The sequence below is a fragment of the Cognatishimia sp. F0-27 genome (genome assembly GCF_020667845.1).
In the GTDB taxonomy this organism is placed as follows: domain Bacteria; phylum Pseudomonadota; class Alphaproteobacteria; order Rhodobacterales; family Rhodobacteraceae; genus JAFMPQ01.
On record NZ_JAFMPQ010000011.1, the window covers coordinates 81,116 to 95,762 of the forward strand.

At 64.1% G+C, this 14,647-nt stretch carries 13 protein-coding genes; 10 read left to right on the plus strand and 3 right to left on the minus strand.

Annotated elements, in window-relative coordinates; all coding sequences use genetic code 11:
- Positions 1 to 160: 160 nt before the first annotated feature.
- The 10 genes from dusB (at position 161) to J1C49_RS08155 (ending at position 10,466) form a co-directional block, all read left to right on the plus strand.
- On the plus strand, positions 161 to 1,144 hold the full coding sequence (gene dusB / locus J1C49_RS08110) for a tRNA dihydrouridine synthase DusB (RefSeq protein ID WP_227445311.1): 984 nt from the start codon (positions 161 to 163) through the stop codon (positions 1,142 to 1,144).
- Positions 1,141 to 2,235 (plus strand): nitrogen regulation protein NR(II), encoded by a 1,095-nt coding sequence (locus J1C49_RS08115; protein WP_227445312.1) that lies wholly within the window; start codon positions 1,141 to 1,143, stop codon positions 2,233 to 2,235. Before dusB ends, J1C49_RS08115 begins: the two co-directional genes overlap by 4 nt.
- A 6-nt stretch (positions 2,236 to 2,241) precedes the next feature.
- Complete coding sequence (locus J1C49_RS08120; protein ID WP_227445313.1) at positions 2,242 to 3,621, plus strand: response regulator; 1,380 nt, start codon at positions 2,242 to 2,244, stop codon at positions 3,619 to 3,621.
- Positions 3,622 to 3,794: 173 nt separating this feature from the next.
- Positions 3,795 to 6,056, plus strand: coding sequence for a PAS domain-containing sensor histidine kinase (locus tag J1C49_RS08125; protein WP_227445314.1), 2,262 nt, complete (start codon positions 3,795 to 3,797; stop codon positions 6,054 to 6,056).
- Positions 6,057 to 6,069: 13 nt separating this feature from the next.
- Entirely contained in the window at positions 6,070 to 7,491 is a 1,422-nt protein-coding gene (locus J1C49_RS08130; protein WP_227445315.1) for a sigma-54 dependent transcriptional regulator, read from the plus strand.
- A gap of 88 nt (positions 7,492 to 7,579) precedes the next feature.
- A complete protein-coding gene (gene ccmA / locus J1C49_RS08135) occupies positions 7,580 to 8,194 on the plus strand; it encodes a heme ABC exporter ATP-binding protein CcmA (protein ID WP_227445316.1) in 615 nt (204 codons plus the stop codon).
- Positions 8,191 to 8,847: a heme exporter protein CcmB gene (gene ccmB, locus J1C49_RS08140; protein ID WP_227445317.1), complete on the plus strand. Its 657-nt coding sequence runs from the start codon at positions 8,191 to 8,193 to the stop codon at positions 8,845 to 8,847. Before ccmA ends, ccmB begins: the two co-directional genes overlap by 4 nt.
- A 179-nt stretch (positions 8,848 to 9,026) precedes the next feature.
- A complete protein-coding gene (locus J1C49_RS08145) occupies positions 9,027 to 9,755 on the plus strand; it encodes a heme ABC transporter permease (protein ID WP_227445318.1) in 729 nt (242 codons plus the stop codon).
- Positions 9,752 to 9,934 carry a heme exporter protein CcmD gene (gene ccmD / locus J1C49_RS08150; protein WP_227445319.1) on the plus strand — a complete coding sequence of 61 codons (183 nt, stop codon included), beginning with the start codon at positions 9,752 to 9,754 and terminating at the stop codon, positions 9,932 to 9,934. The genes J1C49_RS08145 and ccmD overlap by 4 nt, the downstream gene beginning before the upstream one ends.
- A 13-nt stretch (positions 9,935 to 9,947) precedes the next feature.
- Positions 9,948 to 10,466 (plus strand): DsbE family thiol:disulfide interchange protein, encoded by a 519-nt coding sequence (locus J1C49_RS08155; protein WP_227445320.1) that lies wholly within the window; start codon positions 9,948 to 9,950, stop codon positions 10,464 to 10,466.
- Between the two features lie 207 nt (positions 10,467 to 10,673).
- Here the strand turns inward: J1C49_RS08155 and J1C49_RS08160 are convergent, their stop codons facing one another.
- From J1C49_RS08160 to acnA, 3 genes are all read right to left on the minus strand, one after another.
- Positions 10,674 to 10,814, minus strand: a complete 141-nt coding sequence (locus J1C49_RS08160; RefSeq protein ID WP_227445321.1) for a hypothetical protein — start codon at positions 10,812 to 10,814, stop codon at positions 10,674 to 10,676.
- A 198-nt stretch (positions 10,815 to 11,012) separates the two neighbouring features.
- Positions 11,013 to 11,735, minus strand: coding sequence for an SDR family NAD(P)-dependent oxidoreductase (locus J1C49_RS08165; RefSeq protein ID WP_227445322.1), 723 nt, complete (start codon positions 11,733 to 11,735; stop codon positions 11,013 to 11,015).
- Positions 11,732 to 14,521, minus strand: a complete 2,790-nt coding sequence (gene acnA, locus J1C49_RS08170) for an aconitate hydratase AcnA (RefSeq protein WP_227445323.1) — start codon at positions 14,519 to 14,521, stop codon at positions 11,732 to 11,734. The genes J1C49_RS08165 and acnA overlap by 4 nt, the downstream gene beginning before the upstream one ends.
- Positions 14,522 to 14,647: the final 126 nt, after the last annotated feature.

Here is a 14,647-nt window from a genome sequence, read left to right on the forward strand (position 1 = left end):
GTGCCAGCCATAGGCGCTGCTTTGCGCAAGCGCAACAATCCGGGCAAATCGCCTATTTTTTGGGCGGTGACCCTGTGACACATCGTGCTTTCGTCGTCATTTTATTGAATGACGCCGGGTGCAGGGTTACCTCGAAAGCAGTTGCACAAGGATTGAGCATTTGCCCCTTTCTCTCGGTGACAGGCCCATCACACCGCCTGTCCTGCTGGCTCCGCTGGCGGGAATCACCGATTTGCCGTTTCGCGACCTTGTCAGCCGGTTTGGCGCGGGCCTTGTTGTGTCGGAGATGATTGCGAGCGGGGAATTCCTCACAAGCCGCCCCGGAACCCGCGAAAAGGCAGAGCTTGGTGCCGCGGTGGAAAACACCTCGGTGCAGATTGCCGGGCGTGAGCCTGAACCCATGGCGGAGGCCGCGCGGCGCGTTGCGGACATGGGCGCACGCGTGATCGACATCAATATGGGCTGCCCGGCCAAAAAGGTGACAGGGGGCTGGAGCGGCTCCGCGCTGATGCAGGTGCCCGACCATGCCTTGCGCCTGATCGAGGCGGTCGTGGCAGCGGTGGATCTGCCGGTGACGCTCAAGACACGGCTCGGCTGGGACGACACCGCGCTCAATGCGCCCGACCTGGCGCGCCGGGCCGAAGGGGCCGGGGTGCGTATGGTCGTGATCCATGGGCGCACCCGGTGCCAGTTCTACAAGGGCCGTGCCGACTGGGCGGCAATCCGGGCGGTCAAGGAGGCCGTTTCGATCCCGGTGGTTGCCAATGGCGATATCGTGGACGCCCAGACGGCCCGCGAGGCCCTCGACAAATCCGGCGCCGACGGGGTGATGATCGGTCGCGGCGCGCAAGGTGCGCCGTGGAGACTGGCGGAAGTGTCTGCCGCGCTCTACGGCACCGTTGCGCCACAAATCCCCCGCGATGCCGATCGCGTGGCGCTTGTGATCGAGCATTACGAAGCGATGCTGGCCTTTTACGGTGCCGCATTGGGCAACCGCGTCGCGCGCAAACATCTCGGATGGTATATGGACGCGGCCCGCACCCCGGCGGCGCTGCGCAAACGGGTTCTGACCGCAAAGGATCCGGCGGCGGTGATCGCGCTCCTGTCCGATGCCCTCATGGCGGGGGAGGACGCGGCGGCATGACCGAAGATACCGAGGCCATGATCTGGTCCTCCCTGCCTGTTCCGGCGATTCTCATCGATCCCGACGACCGGATCGGCGACCTCAACCCGGCGGGCGAAGGGTTTCTCAACAATTCCGCGAAATGGCTTCAGGGGCAGCCCGTCTGGGACAGGCTTGCCGTGGACGCGCCCTTGGAAGAGAGCCTGGCGCGTGCGCGCAACCAGGGCACCCCGCTCTTTGTGAACGATGTGGATGTGGGCACCGGCAACCGCGCGCCTCTGGTGTGCAACCTGCAGATCGCGCCGCTCATGGGACGGCCGGGCTGGATGGTGATGCTGATCAGCCCGCGCGAGCTGGCCGGGCGCATGACCCAGAGCCATTCGGTGAAATCGGCCGCCAAATCGGCGATCGGCATGGCCGAGATGCTGGCGCACGAGATCAAGAACCCGCTGGCAGGGATTGCCGGCGCGGCGCAGCTGCTGAGCATGAACCTCGCCTCGGAAGACCTTGAATTCACGGATCTGATCGTTGCCGAGACCCGCCGTATCGTGAAGCTGCTCGAACAGGTCGAGCAGTTCGGCAACCTGTCCGAGCCGGAGCGGCGGGAGGTCAACCTGCATGATGTGCTGGACCGCGCGCGCCGCTCCACGCTTCTGGGTGTGGGCGCGCATATGCGGATCATCGAGGATTATGACCCGTCGCTGCCAATGGCGTATGGCGATCCGGATCAGCTTTTGCAGGTCGTGTTGAACCTGCTGCGCAACGCGTCCGAAGCGGCGGACCCTGTCAAGGGCGGGACGATCCGGCTGCACAGTTTCTATGAGCACAGTTTCCGGTTGCGCCGCGCCGATGGCGAGGGCCAATCCTTGCCCTTGCAGATCGAGATCATTGATGACGGCCCGGGTCTACCCGCCGATATCCGCAGCGATATCTTCGATCCCTTTGTCTCGAGCAAGGAGAATGGCACCGGGCTTGGCCTCGCGCTGGTTTCCAAGATCGTGTCGGACCACAACGGCTGGATTTCGGTCGACAGCGCACCGGGCAAGACCGTGTTTCGAATTTCCCTGCCGCGCGCACCGAAACCGGTGTCGGCGAGCAAAACTGAGGAGTAGAGCAAAATGGACGGGACCGTTCTTGTTGCCGATGACGACCGCACCATCCGAACGGTGTTGACACAGGCGCTGACGCGAGCGGGGTGCAAGGTTCACGCAACGTCTTCGCTGACCACGCTGATGCGCTGGGTGGGTGAGGGCAAGGGCGATGTGGTGATTTCCGATGTCGTCATGCCCGACGGAAACGGGCTGGAAATGCTGCCCAAGATTGCCGAGGACCGCCCCGGGCTCCCGGTGATCGTGATATCGGCGCAGAACACGATCATGACGGCAATTCAGGCGGCCGAGGCGGAAGCCTATGATTACCTTCCCAAGCCCTTTGACCTGCCCGATCTCATGAAGCGCACCGCGCGCGCGCTCGAAACCCGTGGCCGCACGGCGGTGGACGTCGAGCAGGTCACGGTCGGCGCCGACGAGCCCGATGAGCTGCCCCTTGTTGGACGCACGCCGGCAATGCAGGCGCTTTACCGTTTGGTGGCGCGGGTGATGAATACCGATCTTCCGGCGCTCATCACGGGCGAAAGTGGCACGGGCAAGTCCTTGATTGCGCGCGCGATCCACGATTTCTCCGACCGGCGGACCTTGCCCTTCGTGACGGTGACCGGCGCGGATCTGTCGGATCTGGAAGGGCCGGCGCGCGTGCTGGCGCGGGTCAAGGGCGGCACGCTTCTGATCGACGAGATCGCCGATATCGACGACGAGATCCAGGCGCGGATCGTCCGCATGATGGACAGTCCCGGCGATCACGCGCCGCGGTTCATGGCGACTTCGCAAATGGATCCGGCACGGCTCATGGAGGAAGGTCGCGTGCGACAGGACCTGTTCTATCGGATGGACGGTGCCGCGATTGCTGTGCCTGCGCTGCGCGAACGGGTCGAGGATATCGCGCTGCTCACCGAGCATTTTCTGAACCGCGCCGAACGCGAGGGCGCGCCGCGGCGCAAGCTGTCCGAGGAGGCCGAGGAACTGCTTCGGCTCTACAGCTGGCCGGGCAATGTGCGCCAGCTTGAAAACGCGGTGCGGCGGCTGGTCCTGACCTCGCGAAACGAAATGATCCCACGATCCGAAGTGGAGGCCGTGCTCGGCAACCAGCCCGAGACAGGACCGGTGCTTTCGGGTGGCGCGAGCGACAATGAGAAGCTTGGCGCGTCGGTTGCGCGGCATCTGCGGCGGTATTTCGATCTGCATGGCGCGATGCTGCCACCGCCGGGCCTGCACAGCAGGATCATCCGCGAAGTGGAGGCGCCGCTTATCGAAATCGCGCTTGAGGCAACCGGGGGGAATCAGGCGAAATGCGCCGATCTGCTCGGGATCAACCGCAATACTTTGCGCAAGAAGATCACTGACCTTGATATTCGCGTGACACGCCGCCGCAAATTGATGTAAAACGGTCACATCACTGTGGCCCCGCCGCTTCGGTCAACCGATCAGCGGTGAGAAGGTCGCTAGATATGGCGGTTGTGACGTTTGTGCCTCCGAAGGGAGGGATGGGGTCACGGATCAATGCGAGGTTGGCTGTGGCCACACGGGCACGGAATTCGGCTCCGGGCTTGTCCGGTATGCTCTCTTCGAGCGTGAACTGGACGGCGTTGGTGCGTTTGCGGCGCAAGCGCGCGGTGCAGAACGCGGCGACTCTGGCACTTGTGCTGCTGGGGCCGATCCTGGCGTTCCTGACATTCCTTGTGCTGGGGCCGCTGGACACCGGGGACCGGCTGACGACCCTCCGTCTCGTGCTGCTTGCGGATCTGGTCTATGTGCTCTTGCTGGCGGCACTCGTGCTGGCGCGGGTGGCGCGGATGGTGGCGGCGCGGCGCGCCCAATCGGCCGGATCACGGTTGCACCTGCGCCTCACGGGCGCTTTCGCGGTCATGGCGCTGCTGCCAACCATCACCGTTGCTGTCTTTGCCGTGCTGACGATCAATATCGGGCTCGAGACCTGGTTTTCCAGCCGCGTCCAGAACGTGGTCGGCGCCTCGCTCGCCGCGGCGGAAGCCTATGAGGAAGAACAGCGCGACGGCCTCGTGCAGGATGTCGCGGCACTGGCGCGCTTTCTCGACGCCACGGGACGTGCGACCTTTGCCATGGATGGCGGCGATCTGCGACTGGCCCTCGGGCAGGGGCAGGCGCAGATCCAGCGCGGGCTCCGAGAGGCCTATGTCATCGACGGTGACGGAGAGATCCGCGCCCGAGGGGAAGGATCCTATCTGTTTGATTACGAACGTCCCTCGGCGGACGTTTTCGCCGCGTCCAATCGCGACGGGGTGGCGGTTGTTGCAGACTGGGACAACAACGAATTCCGCGCGCTTGTGCCCCTGCGCGCCTTTGTCGACCGTTACCTTTACGTCAGCCGGGAGGTGGACGGGCGCATCCTGAACCTGCTCGATGAGACTGCCGAAACCGCGCGGTTTTATCAGCAACAGGAAACAGAGCGCGGCCGGCGGCTTTTCGATTTTGCGCTGCTCTATCTCGGGTTCGCCATGTTGCTGATCCTTGCCGCCACTTGGGCAGGGCTGTGGTTTGCCGAGCGGCTGTCGCGGCCCGTGGGGCGTCTGACCGGGGCCGCACAACAGGTCGGTGCCGGCGATCTCGACGTGCAAGTCCCCGAGGAAGAGGGCGATGACGAGATCTCGATGCTCGGGCGCTACTTCAACCAGATGACCCGGCAGCTCAAGGGGCAGCGCGAAACGCTGCTGGAGAACACGCGCCAGATCGAACGCCGCCAGCGCCTGTTTGACAGCGTTCTCACCTCGGTGACCTCCGGGGTGGTCGGGCTGGACGCGGATGGCAAGGTGACGTTTGTGAACCGCTCCGCCGAACGGCTTCTTGGCTGGCATGAGACGCGCTCTGCGGTCCCGCTGCCGGTCGCGGTCCCGGAATTCGGTCCCTTGTTCGATCTTCTGCGCGAGTCCGGCCGCGAGACGGTGCAAGACGAGATCAAGGTCAGCCGCGAAGGGCGCCTGGAGAACCTGCTTGTCCGCATTTCGGTGCGGCGGCGCGATGACGGGTCGCTCGAAGGCTACGTGCTGGCCTTTGATGACGTGACCGACCTTGTCAGCGCGCAGCGCATGGCGGCATGGGGCGACGTGGCGCGCCGAATCGCGCATGAAATCAAGAATCCGCTCACGCCGATCCAGCTTTCGGCAGAGCGCATCCAGCGCAAGTTTGCCCGTCAACTCGACGAAGAAGACGCGGGCAAGTTGCAGGATATGACCGGCGTGATCGTGCGCCAGACCGGTGATCTGCGCCGGATCGTCGACGAGTTCTCCAAATTCGCGCGCATGCCGGAGCCGGAGCGCAAATCCCTCGACCTGACCGAGCTGCTTCGCGGAGCGGTCCTGTTGCAGGAAACCGGTCAGCCGGATGTGCGCTTCGACACCGATTTGCCGAGCACGGCCATGCCCGCGGAACTGGACGCAACCATGATCGGACAGGCGTTGACAAACCTGATCAAGAACGCCGGCGAAGCCATTGAGAGCCTCAAGGAGAAAGGGGCTCCGGAAGGTCATGTGCCGCAGATCCGCGTGACCGCGGAACGGGTCGAGGACATGGCGCTTATTCGGATTTCGGACAACGGGATCGGGTTGCCGGAGGACCGCGCGCGCCTGTTCGAACCCTATGTCACCACGCGCGATAGCGGCACCGGCCTTGGCTTGCCGATCGTCAAGAAGATCATCGAAGAGCATGGCGGAACGCTCGTTCTCGAGGATGCGGATCCGTTCGAGCCGGGCGCCCATCGCGGCGCGCGTGCCGTGATCCGCCTGCCATTGGTTCCCGCGGCGCTGGTGGGCGCCGCCGCACAACAGACAGAAGAGACGACATGAGAGGGCAAGAGCAATGAGCGACATTCTGATCGTCGATGACGAACGCGACATTCGTGAGCTGATCGGGGACATTCTCGAAGACGAGGGGTTCACCACCCGGCTGGCGGGCAACTCGAACGATGCGATGGCCGAAATCAACGCCGAGCCACCGGCGTTGCTGATCCTCGATATCTGGCTGAAAGACAGCAAGATGGACGGGATCGACATCCTCAAGGCCGTCAAGCGCGACAACCCGGATGTGCCCGTGGTCATCATCTCGGGCCATGGCAATATCGAGATCGCCGTCGCCGCGATCAAGCAGGGCGCCTATGACTTCATCGAAAAGCCGTTCAACATCGACCAGCTTCTGGTGGTGATCCGGCGGGCCATGGAGACGTCGCGCCTGCGCCGCGAGAACCAGCAACTCAAGCGAGGCGAGGTCAAGCAGGCCTCGATGATCGGCGAAAGCTCCGCCTATCGCGCGTTGGTGAGCCAGCTCGACAAGGTCACGCGCTCGAACGGGCGGGTGATGCTGACAGGCCCCGCGGGTGCCGGCAAGGAAGTCGCCGCGCGTTATATCCATGCAAAGTCCAACCGCGCCAACGCGCCGTTCGTCACGGTGAATTCCGCCGGTGTCGAGCCGGAAATGATGGAAGCGATGCTGTTCGGGCGCGAAAGCTCGAAGCGCGGGGTGGAGCCGGGCCTGCTCGAGCAGGCGCATGGCGGCGTGATCTATTTTGACGAGGTGGCGGATATGCCGACCGGCACCCAGTCCAAGATCCTCAGGGTGCTGGTCGATCAGCAATTCACCCGGGTGGGCGGGGCCGACAAGGTGCGTGTGGACCTGCGGGTGATCTCCTCGACCAATCGCGATCTGAAGGAAGAAATCGCCGCGGGCCGTTTCCGCGAAGAACTGTTTCACCGGCTCAACGTGGTTCCGATCGCCGTGCCGTCTCTGGCCGAACGGCGCGAGGATATCCCCGTTCTGGCCCAGCACTTCATCGAAGCCTGCAATGCGAGCCAGGGCCTGCCGTTGCGTGAACTGAGCGATGACGCCATCGCGCTGATGCAGACCATGACCTGGCCCGGCAATGTCCGCCAGCTCAAGAACCTGGTGGAACGGGTTCTCATCCTCGGGGATGGCACAGGGCCCATCGAGGCGCGCGAGCTGCCACAGGAATCCGCCCCGAGCGAGCAGGAACAAGATCGCGTGATTCTGTCCGGCACGCTCGCGACCATGCCACTGCGCGAAGCGCGCGAGGCCTTTGAACGGGAATATCTGCTCACGCAGATCAACCGCTTCGGCGGCAACATCTCTCGCACCGCGAATTTTGTCGGCATGGAGCGGTCTGCTCTGCACCGAAAGCTGAAATCGCTCGGCGTGGTGACCTCCCAGAAGGCCGGGGCGCGCGTTGCCCGGCTCGAAGACGACGAGCCGATCGAGCGTGCCTCCTGACGCCCAGGCCGTCCTGATGCTGCGGTATACCGGTCACCGCGCGCTTTTGGCGCGTGTCTCCCGCGCGCCCTTGGGGTAGGTCTGGGGCATGGATTTGACGGTCAGGAACCTCGCGGTTGCACGCGGCGGCATACCCGTTCTCGCGGGGGTGCAGTTCACCGTGTCGCCGGGCCGGGCGCTCGTGCTGCGCGGCCCGAACGGGTCGGGCAAGACGACGCTCTTGCGCACGGTTGCCGGGCTGCAACCGCCCTTCGAAGGGTCGGTTACGGGGGCCGAGGACAGGATCGCCTATGCCGCCCACGCGGACGGGATCAAGTCGATGCTGTCAGTGACGGAGAACCTGTCTTTCTGGGCGCGTGTCTTTGGCACGGGCGAGATCGCACCCGCCCTCGCGGCTTTCGATCTCGACGCCTTGCGCGACCGGTTGGCAGGAAACCTGTCTGCGGGCCAGAAGCGCCGCCTCGGCCTGGCCCGGCTCATGGTCACCGGACGCCCGGTCTGGGTGCTGGACGAGCCGACCGTGTCGCTCGATGCCGCCTCCGTCGCGCTTTTTGCAGAGGCCGTGCGCGCCCATCTGGCGCAGGGCGGCTCCGCGCTGATGGCAACGCATATTGATCTTGGCCTGACCGAGGCAGAGCCGTTTGACGTCACACCCTTTCGCGCGCGGCCGCAACTCTCGCATGCCGACGAGGCCTTCCTGTGATCGCGCTGCTCACGCGGGACATGCGGCTCGCGGTGCGTGCAGGCGGGGGCTTCGGTCTGGGTCTGGCCTTTTTCCTGATCGTGGTGGTGATGGTGCCCTTTGGTGTTGGCCCCGAAACGGCGCTGTTGTCGCGGATTGCCCCTGGTGTGCTCTGGATCGGCGCCCTGCTGGCCTGCCTTCTGTCGCTCGACCGCATCTTCGCGCTGGACTGGGAAGACGGCTCGCTGGATCTTCTGGCGACCGCGCCGCTGCCCATGGAAGCCATCGCCGTGGTCAAGGCGCTGGCGCATTGGCTGACATCCGCGCTGCCACTGGTCCTGGCGGCGCCGGCGCTGGGTGTTTTGCTCAACCTGCCACCCGCCGGCTACCTGTGGCTGATCCTGTCACTTGCGGTGGGCACACCGGCGCTCTCGGTCATCGGTACATTCGGCGCCGCGCTGACCGTCGGTCTGAAGCGCGGCGGCCTGTTGTTGAGCCTGCTGGTTCTGCCGCTCTACGTGCCGACCTTGATCTTTGGCGCCGAAGTGGCCCGGCGCGGCGCTGAAGGGCTTGCCGTTGCCACGCCGCTTGCCATGCTCGCCGGGATCAGCGCCGGGGCCGTGGCGCTTCTTCCCTTCGCCTCGGCCGCCGTCTTGCGCATCAATCTGCGCTAAGCGTCCGGCTTCCCGGTTTCTTTGGGCGTAAAATATCCTCCGGGGGGCAAGGGGGAGGAAAACCCCCATCGGCGCGGCGGCACGCCGTGCCGATTCCGGGTCGCAAATGCGGCCGCGTCATCTTGCCTCTGACGGGGATTTGAGGTGTAACCGACGTGGATCAGGGATAGATTTTCGCCATGTCGTTCTGGGAATATGCAAACCCCGTCAAGTTCATCCGCACCACCGACCGGCTTTTGCCCTGGTTGTCGGTGACCGCGGTCCTGTGCCTTGCGGTCGGCCTCATCTGGGGCTTTTTCTTCACGCCGGATGATTTCCGGCAAGGCTCCACGGTCAAGATCATCTATTTGCACGTGCCCTCCGCGCTGATGGCGATCAACGCCTGGCTGATGATGCTGGTCGCCTCGATCATCTGGATCGTACGCCGTCACCATGTCAGCGCCCTTGCGGCGCGCGCCGCAGCGCCGGTCGGGGCGATGATGACGGTGATCGCCCTTGCCACCGGTGCCATCTGGGGCCAGCCGATGTGGGGCACCTGGTGGGTCTGGGATCCGCGTCTGACGTCGTTTCTCATCCTGTTTCTGTTCTATCTCGGCTACATCGCGCTCTGGAGCGCCATCGAGGATGACGATACCGCCGCGGATCTGACATCGATCCTCTGTCTGGTCGGATCGGTGTTTGCGCTGTTGAGCCGGTACGCGGTGCTGTTCTGGAATCAGGGCCTGCACCAGGGTGCATCGCTTTCCCTCGACAAGGAAGAAAACGTGCATGATGTGTTCTACTTCCCGCTGCTGGTGTCGATAGCGGGCTTCGTCCTGCTGTTCATTGCCCTTGTCTTCCTGCGCACCCAGACCGAGATCCGGGCGCGCCGGGCGCGGGCATTGCAGGCACGGGAGCGCTTGGCATGATGCCTGATCTCGGCTCTTACGCCCAATATGTGCTGAGCTCCTATGCCGTGTCGCTGGTGTTGATCGTGGTCCTTGTGGCGATGAGCATGCACCGCGCACGCAAGGTCAAAGCCGAGCTCGAAGCCATCGAGGCCCGGGTGAAACGCCAGTCAGGTGAGCGGGCGACCCGCAATGGCTAAAGTCTCTCCGCTCATGATTCTGCCGCCGGCGATTTTTGGCGCCTTCGCGCTGATTGCCTTCTTCGGTCTAGGGCGCGATGGCGCAGGTGATCTGGAAAGCCGTTTCGAGGGGCGCCAGGCCCCGGCCTTGCCGACCGAAACGCTGGACGGTTATGCGCCAGCGAGCGACGACATGCTGCGGAATGGCGAGGTCACGCTGGTCAATTTCTGGGCGAGCTGGTGTCCGCCGTGCCGGGCCGAACATCCCGTGCTGCTTGAAATGCAGGACGCGGGTCTGCGCATCATCGGCGTGAATTACAAGGATCGCCCGGAGCAGGCCATCAGCTATCTCACAGAGGATGATAACCCTTTCATGGCTGTCCCGGTCGATCCGGTCGGGCGCACCGCGATTGAATGGGGCGTGACCGGCCCGCCGGAAACCTTCATCGTCGCGGGCGATGGCACGATCCTCTACAAGCATGTCGGCCCCTTGGTGGGCAGCTACTACGAGCAAAGCTTCGTTCCCAAGCTCAACGCCGCGCTGGGCCGCTGATCGATTGCACGCGGTGCGGGGACCGGGCTTGTGCTCGGCCTGCGGGTTTTGGGCGGTTGCCCCCGGCCATCCTGTGTCTCAAAGGGCTGCAAACGCGGCGACCATACTACGTATGCGATTGGCCGGGCCCATGGAGCTTGCGACCTGACGCGCGGGATTGGGACATCGGCCCGGCTCAAAGGCCCCGTCAGCGGTCGCGCTCGGGGCTCAAAGATCGACCAGGTCGCAGCTGGCGGTGGGGGCCTCGTCGGGCAAAGGGCATGCGCCCGCTGCCGGATCCTCGGCCTGCACACCGATCACCGCGAGGATCAATAACGCGATGGCCTGAACGATGGTAATGGGTTTCATGTCGAGCGCCTCAAGGATCGTTGTTTTCTGCTGTCTTCAGAAAAGCGATCTTGAGGCAGATTTACAGGGGGAAAACGGGGCGCCCCGAGTCACGGGGCCTCTGTGGGCGCAGATTCGCGCAGTCATGCTGCGTTGCGGCGAAAACTTGCGCAACATATGAACGGACATCCCCGGCCAAGCGGCGCGGCCTGTTGAAGATCAATGCCAGCCACCATGCAGACCAATGGTTTCTCCGGTCAAAAAACCGGCCTGCTCTGACACCACGAACCGTGCAAGATGCGCGACATCGGTCACCGAGCCAAAGCGGGGCAGGGCGGTCTTTGACCGGATCTTGTCCCGCAGAGCGTCCGGTCGCGGCGCATCCGCGCGCTCGATCGGACCAGGCGCGATGCCGACAACGCGAATGCCGCGGGGACCAAGTTCCAGCGCCAGCGCGCGCGTCGCCGCATCCAGCCCCGCCTTCATGGCGGCAAAGGCCGACACCGTTGCGGGCGGTTCGCGCCCGTTCAGCGACGAGATGTTCAGGATCACATCACCCGCGCCCATTCCGGGCGTCACATGGGCGGAAAGTTCGAGCGCAGAGGCGAGCCCCACTTGCGTGATCTCGCGCATGGCGGCCCCGATCCCGGGCTCAAGCGGTGTCGCGCGCCCGGGGCCTGCGTTGTTCACGAGGATCGAGACCTGTCCCATGGCGCGTGTCACGGTCTCTGCCAGCGCTTCGGCGGCATGGGGATCTGCAAGATCGCAGGGAAAGGCCTGCGCGTCGACACCGACAGAGGCCATGCGCGCCACAAGCGCCTCCGCTCCGTCGCGATCCTCCCGATAGGAAAAGGCGAGCCGATGGCCCGCCTTTCCAAACTCTTCCACGATGGCGGCCCCGATTCCGGACGATCCGCCCGTCACCAGAGCCAGCCGGCTCATTCCGCGGCCATCGGCGCCTGAGAAGCGAGGTTGCGCAGCACGTAGTGCAGGACGCCGCCATGCTCGATATACTCGATTTCGATCGCTGTATCGATCCGACACTTGATGTCGATCTCTTTGCGCGTGCCATCGGCATAGGTGATGGTGCATTTCACCACTTCCAGCGGCTTGATCGTATCGAGACCGGCGATATCGACGGTTTCCTCACCCGTGAGCCCGAGGCTCTTGCGCGTGTCGCCTCCGGTGAACTCGAACGGGATCACGCCCATGCCGACCAGGTTGGAGCGGTGGATACGCTCGAAGCTCTCCGCGATCACGGCCTTGACCCCGAGCAGCGCCGTGCCCTTGGCGGCCCAGTCGCGAGACGAGCCCGCGCCATATTGTTCGCCGCCGAAGATCACCAGCGGTGTGCCTTGCTCCTGGTAGGCCATGGCCGCATCGAAGATCGAGGTCTGCTCGCCATCGGGGCCCTTGGTGTAGCCGCCTTCGACCCCATCGAGCATCTCGTTCTTGATGCGGATATTGGCGAAGGTGCCGCGCATCATGATCTCGTGATTGCCGCGCCGCGAACCGTAGGAGTTGAACTCCCGCACCGGCACCTGCCGCTCGATGAGATACTGACCGGCCGGTGTGGTTTCCTTGAAGGACCCGGCGGGCGAGATGTGGTCGGTTGTGATCATGTCGCCAAGGAGCGCCAGAACGCGCGCGCCCGCGATGTTGGAGATCGTGCCCGGCTCCTTGCTCATGCCCTGGAAATAGGGCGGGTTCTGGACGTAGGTTGAGGTCGACGGCCAGTCATAGGTCTCGGCGTCGGTTGTTTCCACGCTTTGCCATTTCTCGTCACCCTTGAAGACGTCGGCGTATTTCTCCTGGAAGGCTGCGCGCGTCACGGTCTGTTCGACCAGGTCGGCGACCTCCTTGGCTGTTGGCCAGATGTCCTTGAGGTAAACGTCGTTGCCGTCCTGATCCTTGCCGAGGCTGTCTTTCGTGATGTCCACGTTCATGTCGCCCACGAGCGCGTAGGCCACGACAAGCGGCGGGGAGGCGAGGTAGTTGGCGCGGACGTCGGGCGAGATCCGGCCCTCGAAGTTGCGGTTGCCCGACAGGACCGAGGTGGCGATCAGGTCGTTGTCATTGATGCATTTCGAGATTTCCGGCGCGAGCGGGCCCGAGTTGCCGATGCAGGTCGTGCAGCCATAGCCCACGAGGTTGAAGCCGATTGCGTCCAGATCGTCCTGAAGCTCAGCTGCCTCGAGATAGGCGGAGACCACCTGGCTGCCGGGGGCAAGCGAGGTCTTGACCCACGGCTTGCGCGTCAGGCCTTTCTCGCGTGCCTTGCGGGCCACGAGACCGGCGCCGATCATCACATAGGGGTTCGACGTGTTGGTGCAGGATGTGATGGACGCGATCACGATCGAGCCGTCATGCATCTGGTAATTGCCATCGGCGGAGGAGACGTAGCCGCGCTTATGGTGGCCTTCGTCACCGGGAATGTCTACGGGCTCGGGCGCGCCGCCTTCACCTTCCCATCGGACTTCTTCTTTCGGGGTGGCGTCTTTGCCTTCCCGCTGGCCCTTGACGTATTCAGCGAACGCCTTCGAAGCCACGTCGAGCGCGATGTAGTCCTGCGGACGCTTCGGGCCGGAGATGGCCGGCACGATGGTGCCCATGTCGAGCGTGAGCGTGTCGGTATAGACCGGCGCATAATCGTCACCACGCCAGAAGCCGTTTTCCTTGGCATAGGCTTCGACCAGCGCGATGCGGTCTTCGTCGCGGCCCGTGGTGCGCAGATAGCGCAGCGTCTCGTCGTCGATGGGGAAGAAGCCGCAGGTCGCGCCGTATTCGGGCGCCATGTTGGCAATGGTGGCGCGGTCGGCGAGCGGCAGCGTATCGAGACCGGAGCCGTAGAATTCCACGAACTTGCCGACAACACCCTTTTCACGCAGCATCTCGACGACCTTGAGCACGAGATCGGTGCCGGTGGTGCCTTCGACCATCGCGCCGGTCAGCTCGAAGCCAACCACCTCGGGGATCAGCATGGAGATCGGCTGGCCGAGCATCGCCGCCTCGGCCTCGATGCCGCCCACGCCCCAGCCGAGAACCGCGGCGCCGTTGACCATCGTGGTGTGGCTGTCGGTGCCGACAAGCGTATCGGGGTAGGCGACGGTCTCGCCGTTCTGGTCCGTATCGGTCCAGACGGTCTGGGCGAGGTATTCGAGGTTGACCTGGTGGCAGATGCCGGTGCCCGGGGGAACGACGCGGAAATTGTTGAACGCGGTCTGGCCCCACTTGAGGAAGGTGTAGCGCTCCATGTTGCGCTCGTATTCGCGGTCCACGTTCATCTGGAACGCGCGCGGATTGCCGAACTCGTCGATCATGACCGAGTGGTCGATGACCAGATCGACCGGGTTCAGCGGGTTGATCAACTGCGGGTCGCCGCCAAGCGCCTTGATCCCGTCACGCATCGCGGCGAGGTCGACGACGGCGGGCACGCCGGTGAAATCCTGCATCAACACGCGGGCCGGGCGGTAGGCCAGCTCGCGATCGCCCTTGCCGCCGTTCACGGCCCAATCGGAAAATGCCTTGATGTCGTCGGTGGTGACCGTCTTGCCGTCCTCGAAGCGCAGCATGTTTTCCAGCACGACCTTGAGCGCCGCCGGCAATTTGGAGAAATCGCCGAGCCCGGCCGCTTCGGCCGCGGGAATGGAATAATAGGCGATGGACTGACCGTTGACCTCAAGGGTTTTGCGGGTGTTCGATGTATCGTGACCGACGGTGATGGGCATGGGCACTCTCCCTTGGGTGTGATAGGCATGCGTGGCTCGTTCTTAGGGGCTATCTGCCCGAACCGGCGACACCGATCAAGGGGGGTGCGGCGATTTTGTATACCATTGCACACACTTTGCGGCTCG

Bases quoted from the DNA above. Each gene is read 5' to 3' on its own strand.
- J1C49_RS08115 (WP_227445312.1), top strand. From the start codon at position 1,141: ATGACCGAAGATACCGAGGCCATGATCTGGTCCTCCCTGCCTGTTCCG.
- J1C49_RS08160 (WP_227445321.1), bottom strand. From the start codon at position 10,814: ATGAAACCCATTACCATCGTTCAGGCCATCGCGTTATTGATCCTCGCG.
- ccmA (WP_227445316.1), top strand. From the start codon at position 7,580: ATGGATTTGACGGTCAGGAACCTCGCGGTTGCACGCGGCGGCATACCC.
- ccmD (WP_227445319.1), top strand. From the start codon at position 9,752: ATGATGCCTGATCTCGGCTCTTACGCCCAATATGTGCTGAGCTCCTAT.
- J1C49_RS08145 (WP_227445318.1), top strand. From the start codon at position 9,027: ATGTCGTTCTGGGAATATGCAAACCCCGTCAAGTTCATCCGCACCACC.
- J1C49_RS08125 (WP_227445314.1), top strand. From the start codon at position 3,795: ATGCTCTCTTCGAGCGTGAACTGGACGGCGTTGGTGCGTTTGCGGCGC.
- J1C49_RS08120 (WP_227445313.1), top strand. From the start codon at position 2,242: ATGGACGGGACCGTTCTTGTTGCCGATGACGACCGCACCATCCGAACG.
- J1C49_RS08155 (WP_227445320.1), top strand. From the start codon at position 9,948: ATGATTCTGCCGCCGGCGATTTTTGGCGCCTTCGCGCTGATTGCCTTC.
- J1C49_RS08130 (WP_227445315.1), top strand. From the start codon at position 6,070: ATGAGCGACATTCTGATCGTCGATGACGAACGCGACATTCGTGAGCTG.
- acnA (WP_227445323.1), bottom strand. From the start codon at position 14,521: ATGCCCATCACCGTCGGTCACGATACATCGAACACCCGCAAAACCCTT.
- J1C49_RS08165 (WP_227445322.1), bottom strand. From the start codon at position 11,735: ATGAGCCGGCTGGCTCTGGTGACGGGCGGATCGTCCGGAATCGGGGCC.